Source organism: Pseudomonas sp. BN505 (genome assembly GCF_029873175.1).
GTDB classification, from domain to species: domain Bacteria; phylum Pseudomonadota; class Gammaproteobacteria; order Pseudomonadales; family Pseudomonadaceae; genus Aquipseudomonas; species Aquipseudomonas putida.
Genome location: NZ_SSOI01000070.1, coordinates 145,511 through 165,932, shown reverse-complemented (window position 1 = coordinate 165,932; position 20,422 = coordinate 145,511). Strand labels below are relative to the sequence as shown.

Here is a 20,422-nt window from a genome sequence, read left to right as displayed (position 1 = left end):
CTGCCAGGAGGGTAGCCGATGGAGGCTCTCGACGCATTGCTCAACCGTGTTTCCGTGCCACGCCTGACCGAACCGGCACCCAATGCCGCCCAGCGCGAGGCGCTGTTCCAGGCTGCCTTGCGCGCCCCGGATCATGGTCAGCTGCGGCCATGGCGTTTCCTCACCATCGAAGGCCAGGGCCGTGAAAAGCTGGGCGAGCTGTTCGCTGAGGCCGTGCAGAACAAGGGCGATGCCAGCCAGGCAGCGCTGGACAAAGCCCGTGCGATGCCACTGCGGGCGCCGTTGCTGATCGTGGTAATTGCCAAGCTGCAGGACCACTTCAAGGTGCCCAAGTCCGAGCAGCGCCTGGCCGCGGGCTGTGCAGCCCACGGCATTCTGATTGCCGCGCATGCGCAAGGCGTCGGGGCGGTGTGGCGCACCGGGGACATGGCGTTTGATGCTCATGTACACAAGGGCCTGGGGCTGGCCGAGAACGAAGAGTTGATCGGCTACCTGTATGTCGGCACGCCGCTGACTGAGCCGCGTACGGCGCCGGTGCTGGACACTGCCGAGTTCGTCAGCGCCTGGGGCGAATAATCCGTTTCAGGCTGATTGATCCATTGAGGCTTCCGGCCTCTTCGCGGGTGAACCCGCTCCCACAGGTACGGCGCAAGTTTCAAGGCTTGCACAGTCCCTGTGGGAACGGGTTCACCCGCGAAGATCACATCAACTGCCAGTAGCTTCAGCCAAGGGCAACTCCAGCCTGGCCACAAAGCCCCCCTGTGGATGGTTGTCCAGCACCAGACTCCCGCCATGGCGCTCTGCCGCCTTGCGCGCGATCGCCAGCCCCAGGCCATGCCCCGGCGCGTCCTGCCCCGGTGCGCGGAAGAACGGTTCGCCCAGCTGCTGCAGGTGTTCGGCTGCCGCCCCGGGCCCATGGTCACGCACGCTGATCACGATGCGGTCCTGCTCACGCGCGGCGCTCACTTCCACCGGCTGACCCGACGGGTTGAAGCGCAGGGCATTGCGCAGCAGGTTGTCCACGGCGCGTTCGATCAGCGTTGGCCAACCTTGCAGGGTCAACCCCGGCTGCGCCTCCAGGCGCACGTCCTGGTTTGGTGCGCTGAGCAGGGCGTCCTTGCGTACGCTGCCGAGCAGGGCATTGAGGTCGACCGGCTCGGCATGCGCCTGCTCGGCATCGACCCGGGCCAAGGCAAGGATTTCGCTGATCAGGTCTTCCAGGCGGTCGCACTCGCGGGTCAGGCGCGGCCACAAAGTGTCGCGCTGCTCGGGCCCGGCGCGCTCGGCCAAGGCCAGCGCGATGCGCAGCCTGGCCAGCGGCGAGCGCAGCTCATGGGATACATCGCGCAGTAACTGGCGCTGGCTGCCAATGGTGCTTTGCAGGCGCGCGCCCATCTTGTTGAAGTCCTTGGCCAGCACGCCAAACTCGTCACGCCGGGCCGCCAGTTGCGCCAGGCTGTTCTGCTGGTAGGTGGTCTGGCCCAGGTCATGCACCGCGCTGCGCAGGCGGCTTAGCGGGCGGGTGATGGACAGGGTGACCAGCAGGCTGAACAGGGTCAGTACCACCAGCGCAATCCCCAAGGCACTGAGCGGCCACATCAGGCTTTCGCGGTGCCAGGCATCCAGCGCCGGATGGGGAATGCGGTAGATCAGCAGGTAGGTATCGCCGGTCTCGGGGCTGGTGTATTCCTCGGTCAGCCGGCGCCATGGCAGGCGCCGCTCGTCATTGTGCTGGCGTGCCTCGAAGGCTGCCGCACGGCGTGGGAAGGTGCCGGGCACCACGGCCTCGCCACTGTCGTCGAGCACCTGCACGTCGATCTTGTAGCGATCCTTGCGTCGTTCCAGAAAGTGCTGCGCCGAATCCAGGCCTTCCTGCTCGTAATGCTTGGCCCACTTGCTGGCCAGGGTATTCAGGCCCGGGTGGCGGCTAAGGATCCAGGCGTCCTGGTTGAGCATGTGGCCCAGCAGGATCGACAGGCCTGCGACCAGGGTAATGGCCAGCCAGAAACTGGCCAGAATGCGCCAGAACAGTGAACGCAAGTGCACCTCCTGTAAACGGTAAAAGCCCGGCCCGCGGGAAACGGGCCGGGCATCGGGCGTACAGCTTACTGAGCCTTGGTGCCTTTTTCAGCTTTCCAGGCCTGGAACTCCTGCCACTCGGCTTTCTTTGCGGCGCGTTCCTTTTGCAGTTCGTCGAACTTCTTCTGCTGCTCAGGTTTGAGCAGATTGCGCACTGCGGTGTCGGTCTTGTCGCGGCTGGCTTGCAGCTCGTCCTTCATGGCTTTCTGGTCGGCGGCTGGCAGCTTGGCCAGGTAGCGCTCGTTGATTTCACGGCGCTGCTGCATCTGCTCGCCCATCAGCTTGCCGATCTGCTGGCGCTGGTCGCGGCTCAGGTCCAGTTGATGGAAAGGCGCATCACCGCGATGATGCGGGCCGTCGTGACGCGGGCCGCCTTCAGGCATGGCCATGGCCACGGTCGGCAGGGCGGCGGCGAACATCAGGGCGATAAGGGTCTTGCGCATGGTGTCTCTCCTTTCATAGGCCGGTGGTTACCGGATGAGCACAGTCTAGGGAGATCACCGTCAAGCGCAGTCAGCGGATGGTAAAGGCTCGGTAAAGATGGTCAGAGGCAGTAGTAATAGCCACGGCTACGCAGCGCCACGATGCGTGGACGGCCATCGGCATGTGGGCCGATCTTCTTGCGCAGGTTGCTGACATGCATGTCCAGGCTGCGGTCGTACAGGGTCAGTTTGCGGCCCAGGCCGATCTGCGCCAGCTCCTGCTTGTCCAGCGGTTCGCCGGGTTGGCGCAGCAGGGCTTCAAGAATGCGGCTTTCCGACAGGGTCAGGGTCATTTCACGGCCGTCGATGCTGGCCACGCCACGTGCCGGGCTGTACACCAGGTCGCCCAGTTCCACCTGGCTGGTGGTGGCGGTGGGGTGGCTGCGGCGCAGTACTGCCCGCAGGCGGGCTGTGAGCTCGCGCGGATCGCAAGGTTTGGCCAGGTAGTCGTCGGCGCCCAGTTCCAGGCCGAGAATGCGGTCCAGCGGCTCACCCCGTGCAGAGAGCATCAGTACCGGCAGCTCGGTATGCTCGCTGCGCAATTGCTTGAGCAGCTCCAGGCCGCTGCCATCGGGCAGCATCACGTCCAGTACCACGGCCGCCGGCGCGTATTCGGCCAGGGCCTGGCGTGCGCTCTGGCCATCGTGGCAGGCACGCACGGTGAACCCTTCCTGGGTCAGCCAGCTGCCGAGCAGCTCGCACAGCTCCTGGTCATCATCAATCAGTAACAGCTCGCTCATGACTCACTCAATTCAACCATTGACGGCGGCTATTCGGCCCGCCAGTGGCAAAGATACCGCAGACTGATGGCAATCGTATAACTGCGGGTACCGCGTCGCCTTCTTCGCGGGCAAGCCCGCGAGGAAGGCGACTCAGTTTCAGGTCAAGGAAGTACTTGCTTGAACGGCTTGACGACGACTTTGTCGTACACGCCTGCAGCAATGTAAGGATCGGCATCGGCCCAGGCCTGCGCCGCAGCCAGCGATTCGAATTCGGCAACGATCAGGCTACCGCTGAAACCGGCTTCGCCCGGGTCGTTGCTGTCGATGGCTGGGTGTGGGCCGGCCAGCACCACGCGGCCTTCGGCCTTGAGCTGCTGCAGGCGTTCGATGTGCGCCGGGCGGGCAGCCAGGCGCTTTTCCAGGGAGTTTGCGACGTCGCTGGCGATGATGGCGTAGAGCATGTCAATCCTTGGGTTTGGTAATGGAAGGGTCGTCGTGCAGGTGGCGCGACAGGTACACGCCTTGCGCCACCAGGAAGATCACGGTCATGCCCAGGCTGCCGAACACCTTGAAGTCGACCCAGAAGTCCTGGAAGGTGAAGGCGACGAACAGGTTGGCCGCGCCGCAGAACAGGAAGAAGCCGATCCAGGCAACGTTCAGCCGGGACCAGACGGCATCGGGCAGGGTCAGGGCATGGCCCATGATGCGCTTGATCAGCACCCGGTCACCGATGAAGTGGCTGCCGGCAAAGCCCAAGGCGAACAGCCAGTTCACCACCGGCGCTTTCCACTTGAGGAAGGTTTCACTGTGGAAGGTCAGGGTCAGGCCGCCAAATACCAGGCAGGCCACCAGGGTCAGCCACTGGCCCTTTTCCAGCTTGCGCTGGCGCAGGAACAGCGCGCCGTACACCACCAGCGAGCTGATGATCAGCATGGCCGTGGCACTGTAGATACCGCCGAATTCGAAGCTGTGGCCGGCGACTTCCATGGGGCGCGGGTCCAGCTTGTAGACGATGAAGAACAGCAGCAGCGGGATGAAATCGATGAATTGTTTCACAATGGCAGCCAGAATCGGGATGTGACGGCATAATAACAAACATCGATTCCAGCGAAAGCGCTCCTCCATGAATGTTGATCTGCACTGTCACAGTACGGCCTCCGACGGCGCCCTGTCGCCCTCGGTACTGGTTGCCCGGGCCCATGAGCACGGGGTGCAAACGCTGGCACTGACTGACCATGACACCCTCGAAGGCCTGGTCGAAGCACGCCAGGCCTGCACTGAACGGGGCATGCATTGGGTCAGCGGGGTGGAATTGTCGTGCACCTGGGGTGGCGCGACCATCCATGTGCTGGGTTATGACTTCCCGCTGGACGCGCCGCCCTTGCTGGCAGCGATTGAATCACTGCATCGGGGGCGTTGGTTGCGCGCCGAAGAAATCGACAAGCGGCTGGCCGCCAAAGGCATGCCCGGCACGCTGGAGGGCGCCCGCGCCGTTCAGCACGAACTGGGCGACAGCGGCAACGCCCCGGCGCGCCCGCATTTTGCCGAGTACCTGGTGCGTGCCGGGCACGTCAAGGACCGTGGTGAGGCGTTTCGCAAATGGCTGGGTGCCGGCAAGCTGGGCGACGTCAAGCAGCACTGGCCGACCCTCGACGAAACTGTCGCCACCCTGCGCCAGTCCAAAGCATGGGTGAGCCTGGCCCACCCGATGCATTACGACCTGACCCGCAGCAAGCGCAGAAGGCTGATTGCCGACTATATTCAGGCAGGTGGGCAGGCACTTGAGGTGGTCAACGGGATGATGCCGGCCGAGCAGGTGGGCACGATGTCCATCCTTACGCGTGAGTTCGGCCTGCTGGCAAGCGCTGGCAGTGACTTCCACGGCCCCGGCACCTGGGGAGAGATCGGTGCCTACCGGCCTTTGCCCGAGGACCTGCCACCTCTGTGGCGTCGATTCAGCCATGAACAGCCTTTGGCGCTATGAACAGGATGACTACGTGAGCCAATTTTTCCAGATTCATCCGGAGAACCCCCAGGCGCGCCTGATAAAACAGGCCGTCGAGATCATCCGCAAGGGTGGCGTGGTGGTGTACCCGACCGACTCGGCCTACGCGCTGGGCTGCCAGATGGGTGACAAGGCGGCGATTGAGCGGGTGCGTCGCCTGCGCGGGCTGGACAAGACGCACAACTTCACCCTGATGTGCTGTGACATGTCTCAGCTGGGGTTGTACGCCAAGGTGGACACCGGCACCTTCCGTCTGCTCAAGGCGCATGTGCCGGGGCCATATACCTTCATCCTCAACGGCACCCGTGAAGTGCCGCGGCTGCTGTTGCATGACAAGCGTCGCACCATTGGCCTGCGCGTACCGGCCCACGCCATCACGCTGGCCTTGCTGGCCGAGTTGGGCGAGCCGCTGATGAGCGTGAGCCTGATCCTGCCGGGCGACAGCGAGCCGATGACCGACCCTCACGAAATCCGTGAGCGGCTGGAGCACCACGTCGACCTGGTGATCGACGGCGGTTTCGGCGACCTCAAGGCGTCGACCATCATCGACTTGTCCGGCGATGAGCCGGAACTGATCCGCGAGGGCTGCGGCGACCCCACGCCGTTTCTGGTCAGCGCGTGAGCCAGGTGGAAACGCCCGAGGCACCGGCTGAGCAGGCCGAGTCGCCTCGGCAGCTGCAACTGGCCTTGGTCTACGGCGAAGCCCTGACCGAAATGCCGCTGGACCTGTACATCCCGCCGGATGCCCTGGAAGTCATCCTCGAAGCCTTCGAAGGGCCGCTGGACCTGCTGCTGTACCTGATCCGCAAGCAGAACATCGACATCCTCGACATCCCGGTGGCGGAAATCACCCGCCAGTACATGGGCTATGTGGAGCTGATGAAGAGCGTGCGCCTGGAGCTGGCCGCCGAGTACCTGGTGATGGCCGCCATGCTGGCCGAGATCAAGTCGCGCATGCTGCTGCCCCGTTCAGCCGATGTCGAGGAGGAGGAGGGCGACCCGCGCGCCGAGCTGATCCGCCGCCTGCAGGAGTATGAGCGTTTCAAGGCCGCAGCCGAAGGCATCGACGAACTGCGACGGGTGGGCCGCGATGTCGTGGTGCCGCGCCTGGAAGCACCGCAGGCCAAGGTGCGCAAGCTGTTGCCGCAGGTCAGCCTCGAAGAGCTGCTGGTGTCCATGGCCGAGGTAATGCGCCGCAACGACCTGTTCGAAAGCCACCAGATCAGCCGTGAGACCTTGTCTACCCGCGAGCGCATGAGCCAGGTGCTGGAGCGCCTCAAGGGCGGTGCTTTTGTGCCGTTCGGCGCGCTGTTTGCCGCCGAAGAGGGCAAGCTGGGTGTGGTGGTGACCTTCATGGCGGTGCTCGAACTGGTGAAGGAATCGCTGATCGAACTGGTGCAGAATGAACCCTTCGCCGCCATCCACGTGCGGCTTCGCCCAGCGCTTGTTGAAGAACCTGATGAACCTGAATGACCCCCGCGACCTGGCGTCACTGATCGAAGCTTTTTTGCTGGCTTCGGGCAAGCCGCAATCCCTGGAGCGCCTGTACGAGCTGCTCGAAGAGGGCGAGCGCCCTGAGCCCCACGTGTTCAAGCAGGCCCTTGAGGTGCTTGGCAAGTCGTGCAGCGGCCGTGCCTTCGAACTCAAGGAAGTGGCCAGCGGCTACCGCCTGCAAATCCGCGAAGACTTTGCGCCCTGGGTTGGGCGCCTGTGGGAAGAGCGCCCGCAGCGTTATTCGCGCGCGCTGCTCGAAACCCTGGCCCTGATCGCCTACCGCCAGCCCATCACCCGTGGCGAGATTGAAGACGTACGGGGCGTTGCGGTGAACAGCAACATCATCAGAACCCTGGTCGAGCGCGAGTGGATTCGTGTGGTTGGCTACCGCGAAGTGCCCGGGCGGCCAGCGATGTTTGCCACCACCAAAGGGTTTCTCGACCATTTCAACCTAAAGAGCCTGGATGAGCTGCCGGCCTTGGCAGAGTTGCGCGAAATGGAGCCGGAGCCGCTGCTCGACCCGGATGACGCGCCCGTGCCGGCGCACCTGCAGGCGTTGGCGGATGCCAGCCTTGGGGACGAAGAGGTTGAAGAGCCTAAGGACGAAACCAGCTTCCGTAGCTTGCTGGTGGAGCTTGATGCCATGGAGGAGGGGCTGAAGATCGATTTTGATGACTTGCGCGAGGAGGAGCCAGAGGCTTCCGTGGAAGAAGAGGGCAAGTTACAGCCCTGATTCTTCTTTTGGCAGTGCCGGCGATAGGGCCAGTGAGCTCAACACAAGACCACTAGGCTGAAACCGCTCCCAATACTTGCAAAACCCTCTAACCTCCAGTGCGTTCCATTGCCGAACCGCGTATGATGCGCGGCCTTTTGGCGCGTTCGTCGCCAAGAACCTGTTTTCATTCCTACACCGGGAGGTGCCCAGATGAGTGAGCAAGACCTGCAAGATACCGAAATCACCCCGCCATCCGGCGAAAAGCTGCAGAAAGTGCTGGCGCGCATTGGCGTGGGTTCGCGCCGTGACGTCGAGGCCTGGATCAGCCAGGGCCGCATCAAGGTCAACGGCGTCGCAGCCACCCTTGGCCAGCGCGTCGACCTGCACGACGCCATTGCCGTAGACGGTAAGCTGATCAAGCGCGAAGAGGCCGCCGAGGCCACTCGCCGGGTGATCATGTACAACAAGCCCGATGGCGAAATCTGCACCCGTGACGACCCGGAAGGCCGTCCGACCGTGTTTGACCGCCTGCCACGGCCAAAAGAAGGCCGCTGGATCAACATCGGCCGCCTCGACATCAACACCACCGGCTTGCTGCTGTTCACCACCGACGGTGAGCTGGCCAACCGCCTGATGCACCCGTCCTACGAGATGGACCGTGAGTACGCGGTACGTGTGCGTGGTGAGGTCGACGACGAGATGATCGAGCGCCTGAAAGCCGGCGTAATGCTGGAAGACGGCCCGGCCAAGTTCACCGACATCCAGAAGGCACCAGGAGGCGAAGGCTTCAACCACTGGTACCACTGCGTGGTGATGGAAGGCCGTAACCGTGAAGTACGTCGCCTGTGGGAATCGCAGGGCATGGTGGTCAGCCGCCTGAAGCGCGTGCGTTTCGGCCCGGTGTTCCTCAACTCCGACCTGCCGATGGGCCGCTGGCGTGAAATGACCCAGGGCGAAATCGACATCCTGGCTGCCGAAGTGGGCCTGCAGCCAGTGGCGCTGCCTGCCATGAAGCTCAAGGCCAAGGACAAGATGGAGCGCCTGCAGCGCAAGTCGACCCGCCCGCTGGGCCGTGGCGAGCGCGTGCGCAACCTGCGCCCGGCTCACGAAGGTGCCGCCACTGGCGAGCGCCCGGCGCGTCAGCCGCGTGAAGAGGCTCCGCGTAAACCTAACCGTGGCAGCACGGTGGCCGAGCGCCCAAGCGATATGCGCAAGCGCCCGGGCAAGCCTGAGGGTGACAAGCCGGCAGGCCGTGGTCGCGGCAAGCCGCGTGGCTGATAAGCCAATGTGGTAATCAAGCAACCAGCCTTCGGGCTGGTTTTTTTATGCCTGTGGGAATTGGCGGCTGCTTTGCAGCCCATACGACCGGTCTATAAGGTCTTGCGCGGCCATTGTAGGAGCGGCCTTGTGCCGCGAAAAGGGCCGCAAAGCGGCCCCAAGATATTGAACAAAAAAGATTTTTCGGACGACTGGCAAGTTCCTGAACCGCCCTGTAAAGAAATTTATACGAATGTAGCCGTTTTCAGTCCGCATTTCAGATCAAGCCCAATCGTGTAAACAAACCTTGCCGGCGTCCAGGTGCCAAAGCCGCTGTCCTGGGCCCTCCCACCCTTGCCCAAACCCCCGTCCCCACGGTGTTATAGCCGCCATTGCCGTGTGCAAGAGCCCGTCCACAGAGCCGGGCTGACAAAACAACAAATGGAGGCGCCATGTACGCCGATCACTCCGCCTTTCAAGGCCCACACCACAGGATCGCTGCGTTTTTTCCGGATGGAAGGACGCAACGCGTTGACGCCTGCGCGTTTGCAGGGGTATACAGTGCGCCGCGTTTTACCTGTGACCCTCTTGCGTACCGCGCACTCTTGATCACGCCTGGTTGACCCGCTCCGGCGGCACCTGAGGTCAAGAAACCCAAGGTAACCACCTTGCCCATTCCGCTGCGCCACGAGCGCGGTGGGTCCGATTCCGTCACAGATAAAAACAATGCAGGTGACTTCGTTCATGAGTGGACAAAACATGCATTCAGGCGAGCTCAAGCGGGGCCTGAAGAACCGCCACATCCAGTTGATCGCCCTTGGTGGTGCGATTGGTACCGGCCTGTTCCTCGGCTCGGCAGGCGTGATGAAATCCGCCGGCCCGTCAATGATCCTTGGCTACGCCATTTGCGGCTTCATCGCCTTCATGATCATGCGCCAGCTTGGCGAAATGATTGTCGAAGAGCCGGTGGCCGGCTCGTTCAGCCACTTTGCCCACACTTACTGGGGTGGTTTCGCCGGCTTTCTGTCGGGCTGGAACTGCTGGGTGCTGTACATCCTGGTGGGCATGTCGGAGCTTTCGGCGGTCGGCAAGTATGTTCACTACTGGTGGCCGGAGATCCCTACCTGGGTCACGGCGGCGGCGTTCTTCGTGCTGATCAACGCCATCAACCTGATGAACGTAAAGTTCTTCGGTGAAGCCGAATTCTGGTTTGCCATCATCAAGGTCGTGGCCATCGTCAGCATGATCGGCCTGGGTGCCTACCTGCTCACCAGCGGCAGCGGTGGCCCGGACGCCACCATCGCCAACCTGTGGTCCCATGGCGGCTTCTTCCCGAACGGTGTCAGCGGGCTGGTCATGGCCCTGGCGTTCATCATGTTCTCCTTCGGTGGCCTGGAAATGCTTGGCTTCACCGCTGCCGAGGCCGACAAGCCCAAGACCGTGATCCCGAAGGCGATCAACCAGGTCATCTACCGCATCCTGATCTTCTATGTCGGTGCCTTGGTGGTGCTGCTGTCGCTGACCCCGTGGGACAACCTGGTCGCCAGCATCGATGCCTCGGGTGGCAGCTACGGCAGCAGCCCGTTCGTGCAGGTGTTCTCGCTGCTGGGCAGTGACGTGGCCGCCCACCTGCTGAACTTCGTGGTATTGACCGCCGCGCTGTCGGTGTACAACAGCGGCACCTACTGCAACGCCCGCATGCTGCTGGGCATGGCCGAGCAGGGCGATGCCCCGGCATCGCTGGCCAAGGTCGACAAGCGTGGCGTGCCAGTGCGTGCGATCCTGGTGTCGGCTGCCGTTACCTTTGTCGCCGTGCTGCTCAACTACCTGATGCCGCAGAACGCCCTGGAGCTGCTGATGTCGCTGGTAGTGGCTACCCTGGTGATCAACTGGGCGATGATCAGCTACTCCCACCTGAAGTTCCGTCAGCACCTGGACCGTACTGGCCAGAAGCCGCTGTTCAAGGCGCTGTGGTATCCCTATGGCAACTACGTGGTAATGGCCTTCGTGGTGCTGATTCTGGGCATCATGCTGATGATCCCGGGCATCCAGGTTTCGGTGTATGCGATCCCGGTGTGGCTGTTTGCGATGTTCGTTGTCTACATGGTCAAGCCGCGCCGCAGGATGAATGCCGGTGGGGTTGCGGGTACCGCAGCCAAGTAACTCGGCAACGTAGTCAGCAGAAACCCCAAGTCAGGCGACTGACTTGGGGTTTTTTGTTGTCTGTGCCGGCCTCTTCGCAGCACAAGGCTGCTCCTACAGGCGAACGCCGTTCCATGTGTAGGAGCAGCCTTGCGCTGCGAAGAGGCCGGCACAGGCAACGTATCCTTCAGATCTGCTCCAGCAACCAGCCCCTGAATGCCCGTAACGACGGCAAGGCCTCATTCCGGGGCGGATAGATCAGGTAGTAACTACGCTGGCTGGCAAATGCCACCCCAGGGCTGTACAGCTCTGCCTTGGCCAACTCCTCCTCTACCAGAATGCGCGGCACAAGGCCGATACCAATCCCGGCCCGTACGGCCTGAATCAGGTGCGACGTCAGCTCAAAGCTCGGCCCCAGGCGCATCGACCGGTGCGGCAGGCCATGGTGTGAAAACCACTCGCCCCACGCATGGGGGTTGTTTGCCACATTCAGCAGCACCTCTTCACTGATCCTTGCCGGGCTCCAGCCCTGGCTATCTGCACCGGCCTCCGGCGGCAGGATCACCACCAGTTCCTCGGCATGCAGGCGATGGCAGATCAGCCCCGGCAGATCATGGCTGGCCACACCGATGGCGGCATCGATTTCGCTTGTGTCGAAGTTGATGGCTTCGATGCGTGAATGAATGTGCACCAGCATGCCCGGGTGGGCGCTGTAGAACGCATGCAGCCTCGGCAGCAGCCATTTCGAGCCGAAGGTGGGCAGGGTGGCCAGGCGCAAGGTGCCCACCCCTGACTGGTAGGCCAGTGCCTGCAGGGTGGCGCTGCGGATGCGCCCCAATGCCTCGCTGAGCTCGCGCTGGTACAGCCGGCCGACATCGGTCAGCTGCACCTGGCGGCCTTCGCGGCGAAACAGGGTCAGGCCCAGTTGTTGTTCCAGCGCCTGCACCTGGCGGCTGACCGCGCTCTGGGTCAGTGACAGTTCGGCAGCGGCGCGGGTGTAGCTTTCATGCCGGGCGGCGGCCTCGAATGCCAGCAGCAGCGACATGGACGGTGTCAGGTGGCGGTAATTCATTCATAAAAGTCATTGATAGCGGCAGGATTATCCGTTTGCCCCTGAGGCGAAACTACAGGAACATTGGCCTATACGTCACCCCGGCATGGCAACACCTATGCCGGAGCGACAGGAATCCCGTGAATTAGCCAATATCAAGAGGCCATCCTTCGATGATCGCCCAGCTGCCGACCGTTGCACCGAGCGCCAACTACCCCGAATTCCTCGATGCCCTGCGCAGCAGCGGCTTCCGTGGCCAGATCAGTGCCGACTACGGCACCCGTACCGTGCTGGCCACCGATAACTCGATCTACCAGCGCTTGCCTCAGGCGGCGGTGTTCCCGCTGGACGCCGACGACGTGGCGCGGGTTGCCACGCTGATGGGTGACCCACGCTTCCAGGACGTCAAGCTGACCCCGCGCGGTGGTGGTACCGGCACCAACGGCCAGTCGTTGACCGACGGCATCGTCGTCGACCTGTCGCGGCACATGAACAAGATCCTCGAAATCAACGTCGAGGAGCGCTGGGTGCGGGTGCAGGCCGGTACGGTCAAGGACCAGCTCAATGCGGCGCTCAAGCCGCACGGCCTGTTCTTCGCCCCCGAACTGTCCACCTCCAACCGCGCCACGGTCGGCGGCATGATCAACACCGACGCCAGCGGCCAAGGCAGCTGCACCTATGGCAAGACCCGCGACCACGTACTGGAGCTGCACAGCGTGCTGCTCGGTGGCGAGCGCCTGCACAGCCTGCCGATCGACGATGCCGCGCTGGAGCAGGCCTGCGCCGCGCCCGGCCGGGTCGGCGAGGTGTACCGCATGGCCCGCGAGATTCAGGAAACTCAGGCTGAACTGATCGAAACCACCTTCCCCAAACTCAACCGTTGCCTGACCGGCTACGACCTGGCGCACCTGCGCGACGAGCAGGGCCGCTTCAACCTCAACAGCGTGCTGTGTGGCGCCGAAGGCTCGCTGGGTTACGTGGTCGAAGCCAAGCTCAACGTGCTGCCGATCCCCAAGTACGCGGTGCTGGTCAACGTGCGCTACACCAGCTTCATGGATGCCCTGCGCGACGCCAACGCGCTGATGGCACACAAGCCACTGTCGATCGAGACCGTCGACTCCAGGGTGTTGATGCTGGCGATGAAAGACATCGTCTGGCACAGCGTTGCCGAATACTTCCCGGCCGACCCCGAGCGCCCCACCCTGGGCATCAACCTGGTGGAGTTCTGTGGCGACGAGCCGGCCGAGGTCAACGCCCGGGTGCAGGCTTTTGTCGAACACTTGCAGGCGGACACCAGCGTCGAGCGCCTGGGGCATACCCTGGCAGAAGGCGCCGAGGCGGTCACTCGCGTCTACGTCATGCGCAAGCGCTCGGTGGGCTTGCTGGGTAACGTCGAGGGCGAGGTGCGCCCGCAGCCGTTTGTCGAAGACACCGCGGTACCGCCGGAGCAGTTGGCCGACTACATCGCCGACTTCCGCGCGCTGCTCGATGGCTACGGCCTGACCTACGGCATGTTTGGCCACGTCGATGCTGGCGTGCTTCACGTACGCCCGGCACTGGACATGAAAGACCCGGCCCAGGCTGCGCTGGTGAAGCCGATTTCCGATGCGGTGGCGGCGCTGACCAAAAGCTACGGCGGTTTGCTGTGGGGCGAGCACGGCAAAGGCCTGCGCTCCGAATACGTGCCGGAGTACTTCGGCGAGCTGTACCCGGCGCTGCAGCGCCTGAAGGGTGCCTTTGACCCGCACAACCAGCTCAACCCGGGCAAGATCTGCACCCCGCCAGGCAGCGCCGAAGGCCTGACCCCGGTCGATGGCGTGACCCTGCGCGGCGACCTCGACCGTACCATCGACGAGCGCGTGTGGCAGGACTTCCCCAGTGCCGTGCACTGTAACGGCAACGGCGCCTGCTACAACTACGACCCCAACGACGCCATGTGCCCGTCGTGGAAGGCCACCCGCGAACGCCAGCATTCGCCCAAGGGCCGTGCTTCGCTGATGCGCGAATGGCTGCGCCTGCAGGGCGAGGCGAACATCGACGTGCTGGCCGCGGCGCGCAACAAGGTGTCGTGGCTCAAGGGCCTGCCAGCGCGCCTGCGCAACAACCGCGCACGCAGCCAGGGGCAGGAAGATTTCTCCCATGAAGTGTACGACGCCATGGCCGGATGCCTGGCGTGCAAGTCGTGCGCCGGGCAGTGCCCGATCAAGGTCAACGTGCCGGACTTCCGTTCACGCTTCCTCGAGTTGTACCACGGCCGCTACCAGCGCCCGCTGCGTGACTACCTGATTGGCTCGCTGGAATTCAGCATTCCGTACCTGGCCCACGCGCCAGGGCTGTACAACGCGGTGATGGGCTCGAAGTGGGTGACCAGGCTGCTGGCCGACAAGATCGGCATGGTCGACAGCCCGCTGATCAGCCGTTTCAACTTCCAGGCCACCCTGACCCGCTGCCGCGTTGGCGTGGCCAGTGTGCCGGCCCTGCGTGAACTGACCCCGGCCCAGCGCGAACGCAGCATCGTGCTGGTGCAGGACGCCTTTACCCGCTACTTCGAAACGCCGCTGCTGTCAGCCTTTATCGACCTGGCCCACCGCCTGGGTCATCGGGTGTTCCTGGCGCCGTACAGCGCCAACGGCAAACCGCTGCATGTGCAGGGCTTCCTCGGTGCATTCGCCAAGGCGGCGATCCGCAACGCCACCCAGCTCAAGGCCCTGGCCGACTGCGGCGTGCCCCTGGTGGGCCTGGACCCGGCGATGACCCTGGTGTATCGCCAGGAATACCAGAAAGTGCCAGGGCTGGAAGGTTGCCCGAAGGTGCTGTTGCCGCAGGAGTGGCTGATGGATGTGCTGCCCGAGCAGGCGCCGACCGCGCCGGGCAACTTCCGCCTGATGGCGCATTGCACCGAGAAGACCAACGTGCCAGCCAGCACCCGGCAGTGGGAGCAGGTGTTTGAGCGTTTGGGCCTGAAGCTGGTGACCGAGGCGACGGGGTGCTGCGGCATGTCCGGTACCTACGGGCATGAGGCACGTAACCAGGAGACATCGCGGACCATCTTCGAGCAGAGCTGGGCGACCAAGCTGGACAAGGAAGGGGAGCCGTTGGCGACGGGCTACTCGTGCCGTAGCCAGGTCAAGCGCATGACCGAGCGCAAGATGCGCCATCCGCTGGAAGTGGTGTTGCAGTACGCCCAGCGTTAATCTTCAGGGCCTCGGGGCTGCTTTGCAGCCCATTCGCGGCACAAGGCCGCTCCTACAAGTGGTAGCGTGCCCCCTGTAGGAGCGGCCTTGTGCCGCGAATGGGGCGCAAAGCGCCCCCGCTTGTTAGTGGCTGCGGCTACTCCGCGCCTGCCGGTACAGATACAGGCTCAACACCAGCCCGCAAGCCGCGGCAGCCGCCGCAAACAGAAACATCGAAGCAAACCCGAACCCCGCCGCCACCGCGCCCACCAGTGGCCCGGTCACCCCCAGCGACAAATCGATGAACAGCGAATACGCCCCCACCGCCGCGCCGCGGTTGGCCGCCGACACCTGGTTCACCGCCTCCACGCCCAATGCCGGGAACACCAGTGAGAAACCAAACCCGCTCAGTGCTGCACCCGCCAGTGCCAGTTCGGCACTGGGGGCCAGCCACAGCATCAGCAGCCCGAGTGTTTCCACCGACAGGCAGGCAATCGCCACCCTGAACCCGCCAATCCGGTTGATCAGGTTGCCGAACAGCAGCCGCGCGCTGATGAAGCTGGCGCCGAACAGGCTCAGGGTCAACGCCGCATCAGCCCAGCCACGGCTGGCGTAGTACAGGGTGATGAAGGTGGCGATGGTGCCAAAGCCGATCGAGCCCAGGGCCAGTCCCGAGCCGTGCGGGAACACCTTGCCCAGCACCCGCAGGAACGGCAGGCGTACACCGCTGACAATAGGCGCGGCCTGCTTGGGCCAGGCCAGCAGCAGGCCAAGGGCGCACAGCAGGATGATGCTGACGCCCATGCTCCACAGCCCCAGGCCCTTGACCATCAGCACACCCAGGGGCGCGCCGATGGCCAGTGCGCCATAGCTGGCGATGCCGTTCCAGGAGATGACCTTGGCGGTGTTTTCGGCGCCCACCCTGCCGATGCCCCAGCCAATCGCGCCCGAGCCCACCAGGCTTTCGGCGCTGCCCAGCACCAGGCGGCCTACCAGCAGGCAGGTCAGGCTCAGCCATGGCAGGTGGGTGAGGAAGGCGCAGGCCAGCATGAACACCCCGCTAAGCCCGCAGCCGACCAAGCCATACATGACGGCTTTCTTGCTGCCATGGTTGTCGATGATGCGGCTGGCGGTGGGGCGGCTGAGCAAGGTGGCCAGGTACTGCACGCTGATCACCAGGCCAGCGACCACGGCGCTGAAACCCAGGTCGTTATGCACATAGCCGGGCAGCACGGCCAGTGGGATGCCGATGTTCAGGTAGCCGATGAAGGTGAAGAGGACGATGGAGACGACTTGCAGGGTGACCGCAAGGGGGCGCGGTGAGTCGGGCATGGGGACCTACGTGTGTTCAGGACGGTGTGAAAACGTGATGACGGGGGTAGCCCGCAGGTCAGCCGTTTTCACACAGTCGGGGATGCGCAGTTATTCCTGGTCAGCGCTGGATTGATCGTCACTATCCTGCTCGACGGCTGCTGCCGGTTCGGCGTGAACGGTCACGGATGGCTCTTCTGGGTTCAGGCTTGGGAAGGGAAGATTCGGGATTTCGTGCATCTCGTCGTTCCTCGCAAGTGTGAGTGAAAAGTCTGCGCCAGGCGCGGTTGAAGCTTCGCAAAGCTGGGGCAGGATACACAAGTCTGGATGACAGTTTGGATTTTTTACCGGTCGCTTGTCGGTTTTGCGGGCGAACAGCGCACATTTTTCCTGCAAATAATTGGGGCCGCTTCGCGCCCCTTCGCGGGCTTGCCCGCTCCCACAGGGACCGCGAAAACCAGAGGCGCGCGCCGTCTTTGTGGGAGCGGGCAAGCCCGCGAAGGGCGCGAAGCGACCCCAGTTTCTAAGCGATTACTTACGGCCTTCAGCCGATTCAGCCACCTTGTCAGTGCGCGCGCACATGATGAAGTCGTTGCGGTGCAGGCCTTTGATCGAGTGGCTCCACCAAGTGACGGTAACCTTGCCCCACTCGGTCAGCAGCCCTGGGTGGTGGCCTTCGGCTTCGGCGATTTCGCCCACGGCGTTGGTGAACGCCAAGGCGTGCTTGAAGTTCTTGAACAGGAACACGCGCTCAAGCTCCATGTGGCCGTCACGTACTTCAATGTTCCAGTCCGGGATTTCGCGAATCAGCTCGGCCAGCTCTTCGTCGGAGACTTTCGGTGCGTCGGCGCGGCAGGCTTCGCAATGGGCTTGGTTCAAGGCATTCATGGGGTGTCTTTCCAGTTCGAGTTGTTATCGGCAAGGTCGCTCAGGCGGCGACCTTGGGTGGAAACTTCGGCGCGTGCAGGCCCAGCTGCATGGCCTTATGGACCATGCCCATGATGTCTTCGTGGGCCAGGTCGAACAGGCGCTTCATGTTCGGCAGCACGAAATACAGCGGCTGCAGGATGTCGATGCGGTACGGCGTGCGCATCGCCTCGATCGGGTCGAAAGCCTGGTGCTCGGGCTCGCCAGACAGACTGTAGACGGTCTCCTTGGGCGACGAGAGGATGCCGCCGCCATAGATCTTGCGACCCTGCGGGGTTTCCATAAGGCCAAACTCGATGGTCATCCAGTACAGGCGCGCCAGGTACACGCGTTGTTCCTTGGTCGCAGCCAGGCCGAGCTTGCCGTAGGTGTGGGTGAACTCGGCGAACCACGGATTGGTCAGCAGCGGGCAGTGGCCGAAGATCTCGTGGAAGATATCGGGCTCTTGCAGGTAGTCCAGCTCTTCCGGGGTGCGGATGAAGGTGGCGACCGGGAAGCGCTTGCTGGCCAGCAATTCGAAGAAAGTCTGGAAGGGGATCAGCGCCGGTACCCGGGCAACTTGCCAGCCGGTGGTGGCGCCCAGCACCTTGTTGACCTCGCCCAGCTGCGGAATACGGTCATGGGGCAGCTTGAGCTGGTCGATGCCGTCCAGGTATTCCTGGCACGCGCGGCCTTCGATCACTTTCAGCTGGCGAGTGATCAGGGTGTTCCATACCGCATGCTCTTGCTGCGGGTAATCGATAAAACCATGCGCATCGGGCTCGCGTGCCACGTATTGCGTCTGTTTCATGAGGCTCTCCTGGTGAGGGCTTTTCTTGTTATGTGCAGGACATGCCTAAGTAATATCCCCACCCGGGTCGGTTTGCACGATGGATGGCAGGGCTTGTAGTTGCTCGTCACCCCTACTTTCGTAACGATAATTTTACAAAATAGAGCAGGTGTCGGAAAATCCGAGGCATCTGGCTGATGGTTGCGCGGTTTTTGTCAGCTTATCTTTACGAATTTTCTGCGCGGTGTTGAAAAACATTGGCGCTTCGAGAGCCCTCATGCGTATCAAAGTGCATTGCCAGAACCGTATTGGCATCCTGCGCGACATCCTCAATCTGCTGGTGGAGTACGGCATCAACGTGCTGCGCGGTGAGGTGGGCGGCGACCACGGCAACGCCATCTACCTGCATTGCCCGAACCTGATCAACCTGCAGTTCCAGGCATTGCGGCCCAAGTTCGAGGCGATTGCCGGGGTATTCGGCGTCAAGCGCGTGGGGCTGATGCCCAGCGAGCGCAGGCACATGGAGCTGAACGCACTGCTGGGCGCGCTGGATTTCCCGGTGCTGTCGATCGACATGGGCGGCAGTATCGTCGCCGCCAACCGTACTGCGGCGCAGCTGCTGGGGGTGCGGGTGGACGAGGTGCCCGGCATGCCGCTGGCGCGCTACGTGGAAGACTTCGACCTGCCGGAGCTGGTACGGGCCAACAAGTCGCGCATCAACGGCATGCGCATCAAGGTCAAAGGCGATGTGTTCCTGGCCGATATCGCGCCGTTGCAGTCCGAGCACGATGACAGTGAGGCGTTGGCGGGCGCGGTACTTACCCTGCACCGGGCTGACCGCATCGGCGAGCGTATCTATAACGTGCGCAAGCAGGAACTGCGCGGTTTCGACAGCATCTTCCAGAGCTCGCGGGTGATGGCCGCCGTGGTGCGTGAGGCGCGGCGCATGGCACCGCTGGATGCCCCCTTGCTGATTGAAGGCGAGACCGGTACCGGCAAGGAGCTGCTGGCGCGCGCCTGCCACCTGGCCAGCCCGCGCGGACAGTCGCCGCTGATGGCGCTCAATTGCGCCGGGTTGCCGGAGTCGATGGCCGAGACCGAGCTGTTTGGCTACGGCCCCGGGGCATTCGAAGGGGCGCGGGCGGAGGGCAAGCTGGGGTTGCTGGAGCTGACCGCTGGCGGCACGCTGTTTCTTGACGGGGTAGGGGAGATGAGCCCGCGCCTGCAAGTGAAGCTGCTGCGCTTTCTGCAGGACGGCTGCTTCCGCCGGGTAGGCAGCGATGAAGAGGTCTACCTGGATGTGCGGGTGATTTGCGCGACCCAGGTGGATTTGTCCGAGCTGTGTGCCCGTGGCGAGTTTCGCCAGGACCTGTATCACCGCCTCAACGTATTGTCGCTGCACATTCCGCCTTTGCGTGAGTGCATGGATGGGCTGGAAGGGCTGGTACAGCACTTTCTCGATCAGGCCAGCCGGCAGATTGGCTGCGCCATGCCCCGCCTGGCGCCGGCCGCAATGGACAAACTTGGGCAATACCATTGGCCAGGTAATGTAAGGCAGTTGGAAAACGTATTGTTCCAGGCGGTTTCTTTATGTGAAGGCGGCGTGGTCAAAAGCGAGCATATTCGCTTGCCGGATTATGGCGCGCGGCAACCGTTGGGTGAGTTTTCGCTGGAAGGGGATCTTTCGCAGATTGTCGGGCGCTTTGAAAAGGCGGTACTGGAAAGTTTGATGGGGGAGTTTTCGAGTAGTCGGGCTTTGGGCAAAAGATTGGGTGTTTCGCACACGACAATTGCCAACAAGTTAAGGGATTATTCGCTTGGCAAGTCCGCGGATTAGTTGTCGGGCAAAGAACTTGGGACTGCTTCGCAGTCCTTTCGCGGCGCAAGGCCGCTCCTACAGGTACGGCGCGGGTTTGAGGATTGCGCAATACCTGTAGGAGCGGCCTTGTGCCGCGAAGGGGCCCGCAGGGCCCCCAATTCATAAGGTATCAGCCGTTGGAGCAGCCGTTCCCCATCACGCGGTATTCGAGAATGTGCTTCTGGCCCTGGGAGTCCTCGTAGGTCATGCGGGCTGGCACGACTTCGCACACATTGGGCACTTCGCTCATGGAAATGACGCGGGCAATGTCCAGGTGCTGCGAGTAACTGTACTGTTCAACCGGAATCTGCTCGGCATCTTTGGCTTCGCCGGCCATCGCCGCGCCGCAAAGACTGCCAAGTACCAATACCAGTAAAGCTTTCATTTTCTATTTACCTGTCTAAGGTCGTGAGGGGGCACGCGGCGCTTATGGCGCC

19 protein-coding genes are annotated in these 20,422 nt (G+C 63.0%); 9 read left to right on the top strand and 10 right to left on the bottom strand.

Annotated elements, in window-relative coordinates:
• The first annotated feature begins 18 nt into the window (after nt 1-18).
• Complete coding sequence (locus tag E8E78_RS27280; RefSeq protein WP_016498468.1) at nt 19-576, top strand: NAD(P)H nitroreductase; 558 nt, start codon at nt 19-21, stop codon at nt 574-576.
• A gap of 129 nt (nt 577-705) precedes the next feature.
• Here the strand turns inward: E8E78_RS27280 and E8E78_RS27275 are convergent, their stop codons facing one another.
• From E8E78_RS27275 to E8E78_RS27255, 5 genes are all read right to left on the bottom strand, one after another.
• A complete protein-coding gene (locus E8E78_RS27275; protein ID WP_280314437.1) occupies nt 706-2,046 on the bottom strand; it encodes a HAMP domain-containing sensor histidine kinase in 1,341 nt (446 codons plus the stop codon).
• Nucleotides 2,047-2,105: 59 nt separating this feature from the next.
• A complete protein-coding gene (locus E8E78_RS27270) occupies nt 2,106-2,522 on the bottom strand; it encodes a Spy/CpxP family protein refolding chaperone (RefSeq protein WP_016498470.1) in 417 nt (138 codons plus the stop codon).
• A 101-nt stretch (nt 2,523-2,623) separates the two neighbouring features.
• Nucleotides 2,624-3,301: a response regulator transcription factor gene (locus E8E78_RS27265; protein ID WP_016498471.1), complete on the bottom strand. Its 678-nt coding sequence runs from the start codon at nt 3,299-3,301 to the stop codon at nt 2,624-2,626.
• Between the two features lie 143 nt (nt 3,302-3,444).
• On the bottom strand, nt 3,445-3,744 hold the full coding sequence (locus tag E8E78_RS27260) for a YciI family protein (protein WP_012273585.1): 300 nt from the start codon (nt 3,742-3,744) through the stop codon (nt 3,445-3,447).
• 1 nt (nt 3,745) lies between these two features.
• Complete coding sequence (locus E8E78_RS27255; protein ID WP_041167641.1) at nt 3,746-4,339, bottom strand: septation protein A; 594 nt, start codon at nt 4,337-4,339, stop codon at nt 3,746-3,748.
• A 67-nt stretch (nt 4,340-4,406) separates the two neighbouring features.
• Here E8E78_RS27255 and E8E78_RS27250 point away from each other — a divergent pair, with 67 nt between their 5' ends.
• The 6 genes from E8E78_RS27250 (at nt 4,407) to E8E78_RS27225 (ending at nt 10,917) form a co-directional block, all read left to right on the top strand.
• A complete protein-coding gene (locus E8E78_RS27250) occupies nt 4,407-5,267 on the top strand; it encodes a PHP domain-containing protein (protein WP_049275734.1) in 861 nt (286 codons plus the stop codon).
• A gap of 13 nt (nt 5,268-5,280) precedes the next feature.
• On the top strand, nt 5,281-5,910 hold the full coding sequence (locus E8E78_RS27245) for an L-threonylcarbamoyladenylate synthase (protein ID WP_041167971.1): 630 nt from the start codon (nt 5,281-5,283) through the stop codon (nt 5,908-5,910).
• A 125-nt stretch (nt 5,911-6,035) separates the two neighbouring features.
• A complete protein-coding gene (locus tag E8E78_RS27240; protein WP_274138477.1) occupies nt 6,036-6,761 on the top strand; it encodes a ScpA family protein in 726 nt (241 codons plus the stop codon).
• Nucleotides 6,748-7,515 (top strand): SMC-Scp complex subunit ScpB, encoded by a 768-nt coding sequence (gene scpB, locus E8E78_RS27235; RefSeq protein ID WP_063423038.1) that lies wholly within the window; start codon nt 6,748-6,750, stop codon nt 7,513-7,515. The genes E8E78_RS27240 and scpB overlap by 14 nt, the downstream gene beginning before the upstream one ends.
• A 192-nt stretch (nt 7,516-7,707) precedes the next feature.
• Nucleotides 7,708-8,775, top strand: a complete 1,068-nt coding sequence (rluB, locus tag E8E78_RS27230; RefSeq protein WP_016498477.1) for a 23S rRNA pseudouridine(2605) synthase RluB — start codon at nt 7,708-7,710, stop codon at nt 8,773-8,775.
• A gap of 723 nt (nt 8,776-9,498) precedes the next feature.
• Complete coding sequence (locus E8E78_RS27225) at nt 9,499-10,917, top strand: amino acid permease (protein WP_162465267.1); 1,419 nt, start codon at nt 9,499-9,501, stop codon at nt 10,915-10,917.
• A gap of 166 nt (nt 10,918-11,083) precedes the next feature.
• Here E8E78_RS27225 and E8E78_RS27220 read toward each other — a convergent pair whose 3' ends face one another.
• A complete protein-coding gene (locus E8E78_RS27220) occupies nt 11,084-11,968 on the bottom strand; it encodes a LysR substrate-binding domain-containing protein (protein WP_016498479.1) in 885 nt (294 codons plus the stop codon).
• A gap of 152 nt (nt 11,969-12,120) precedes the next feature.
• On the opposite strand from E8E78_RS27220, the gene E8E78_RS27215 reads away from it, so the two are divergent.
• Nucleotides 12,121-15,141 carry an FAD-binding and (Fe-S)-binding domain-containing protein gene (locus E8E78_RS27215; RefSeq protein WP_059394753.1) on the top strand — a complete coding sequence of 1,007 codons (3,021 nt, stop codon included), beginning with the start codon at nt 12,121-12,123 and terminating at the stop codon, nt 15,139-15,141.
• A gap of 123 nt (nt 15,142-15,264) precedes the next feature.
• On the opposite strand, the gene E8E78_RS27210 is transcribed toward E8E78_RS27215, so the two are convergent.
• The 3 genes from E8E78_RS27210 to phhA form a co-directional block, all read right to left on the bottom strand.
• Complete coding sequence (locus E8E78_RS27210; protein WP_084967286.1) at nt 15,265-16,452, bottom strand: MFS transporter; 1,188 nt, start codon at nt 16,450-16,452, stop codon at nt 15,265-15,267.
• A gap of 510 nt (nt 16,453-16,962) precedes the next feature.
• Nucleotides 16,963-17,319: a 4a-hydroxytetrahydrobiopterin dehydratase gene (locus E8E78_RS27205; protein WP_016498482.1), complete on the bottom strand. Its 357-nt coding sequence runs from the start codon at nt 17,317-17,319 to the stop codon at nt 16,963-16,965.
• Nucleotides 17,320-17,359: 40 nt separating this feature from the next.
• A complete protein-coding gene (gene phhA / locus E8E78_RS27200) occupies nt 17,360-18,148 on the bottom strand; it encodes a phenylalanine 4-monooxygenase (RefSeq protein WP_016498483.1) in 789 nt (262 codons plus the stop codon).
• Nucleotides 18,149-18,404: 256 nt separating this feature from the next.
• On the opposite strand from phhA, the gene E8E78_RS27195 reads away from it, so the two are divergent.
• Nucleotides 18,405-19,964, top strand: coding sequence for a sigma-54-dependent phenylalanine hydroxylase transcriptional regulator PhhR (locus E8E78_RS27195; protein ID WP_016498484.1), 1,560 nt, complete (start codon nt 18,405-18,407; stop codon nt 19,962-19,964).
• Nucleotides 19,965-20,115: 151 nt separating this feature from the next.
• Here E8E78_RS27195 and E8E78_RS27190 read toward each other — a convergent pair whose 3' ends face one another.
• Nucleotides 20,116-20,370 (bottom strand): DUF2790 domain-containing protein, encoded by a 255-nt coding sequence (locus E8E78_RS27190; protein ID WP_003254526.1) that lies wholly within the window; start codon nt 20,368-20,370, stop codon nt 20,116-20,118.
• Between the last annotated feature and the right edge of the window lie 52 nt (nt 20,371-20,422).

Coding starts and splice junctions, on each gene's coding strand:
- E8E78_RS27280 (WP_016498468.1), top strand. CDS start 19: ATGGAGGCTCTCGACGCATTGCTCAACCGTGTTTCCGTGCCACGCCTG.
- E8E78_RS27270 (WP_016498470.1), bottom strand. CDS start 2,522: ATGCGCAAGACCCTTATCGCCCTGATGTTCGCCGCCGCCCTGCCGACC.
- E8E78_RS27265 (WP_016498471.1), bottom strand. CDS start 3,301: ATGAGCGAGCTGTTACTGATTGATGATGACCAGGAGCTGTGCGAGCTG.
- E8E78_RS27260 (WP_012273585.1), bottom strand. CDS start 3,744: ATGCTCTACGCCATCATCGCCAGCGACGTCGCAAACTCCCTGGAAAAG.
- E8E78_RS27250 (WP_049275734.1), top strand. CDS start 4,407: ATGAATGTTGATCTGCACTGTCACAGTACGGCCTCCGACGGCGCCCTG.
- scpB (WP_063423038.1), top strand. CDS start 6,748: ATGAACCTGAATGACCCCCGCGACCTGGCGTCACTGATCGAAGCTTTT.
- rluB (WP_016498477.1), top strand. CDS start 7,708: ATGAGTGAGCAAGACCTGCAAGATACCGAAATCACCCCGCCATCCGGC.
- E8E78_RS27225 (WP_162465267.1), top strand. CDS start 9,499: ATGAGTGGACAAAACATGCATTCAGGCGAGCTCAAGCGGGGCCTGAAG.
- E8E78_RS27220 (WP_016498479.1), bottom strand. CDS start 11,968: ATGAATTACCGCCACCTGACACCGTCCATGTCGCTGCTGCTGGCATTC.
- E8E78_RS27215 (WP_059394753.1), top strand. CDS start 12,121: ATGATCGCCCAGCTGCCGACCGTTGCACCGAGCGCCAACTACCCCGAA.
- E8E78_RS27210 (WP_084967286.1), bottom strand. CDS start 16,452: ATGCCCGACTCACCGCGCCCCCTTGCGGTCACCCTGCAAGTCGTCTCC.
- E8E78_RS27205 (WP_016498482.1), bottom strand. CDS start 17,319: ATGAATGCCTTGAACCAAGCCCATTGCGAAGCCTGCCGCGCCGACGCA.
- phhA (WP_016498483.1), bottom strand. CDS start 18,148: ATGAAACAGACGCAATACGTGGCACGCGAGCCCGATGCGCATGGTTTT.
- E8E78_RS27195 (WP_016498484.1), top strand. CDS start 18,405: ATGCGTATCAAAGTGCATTGCCAGAACCGTATTGGCATCCTGCGCGAC.
- E8E78_RS27190 (WP_003254526.1), bottom strand. CDS start 20,370: ATGAAAGCTTTACTGGTATTGGTACTTGGCAGTCTTTGCGGCGCGGCG.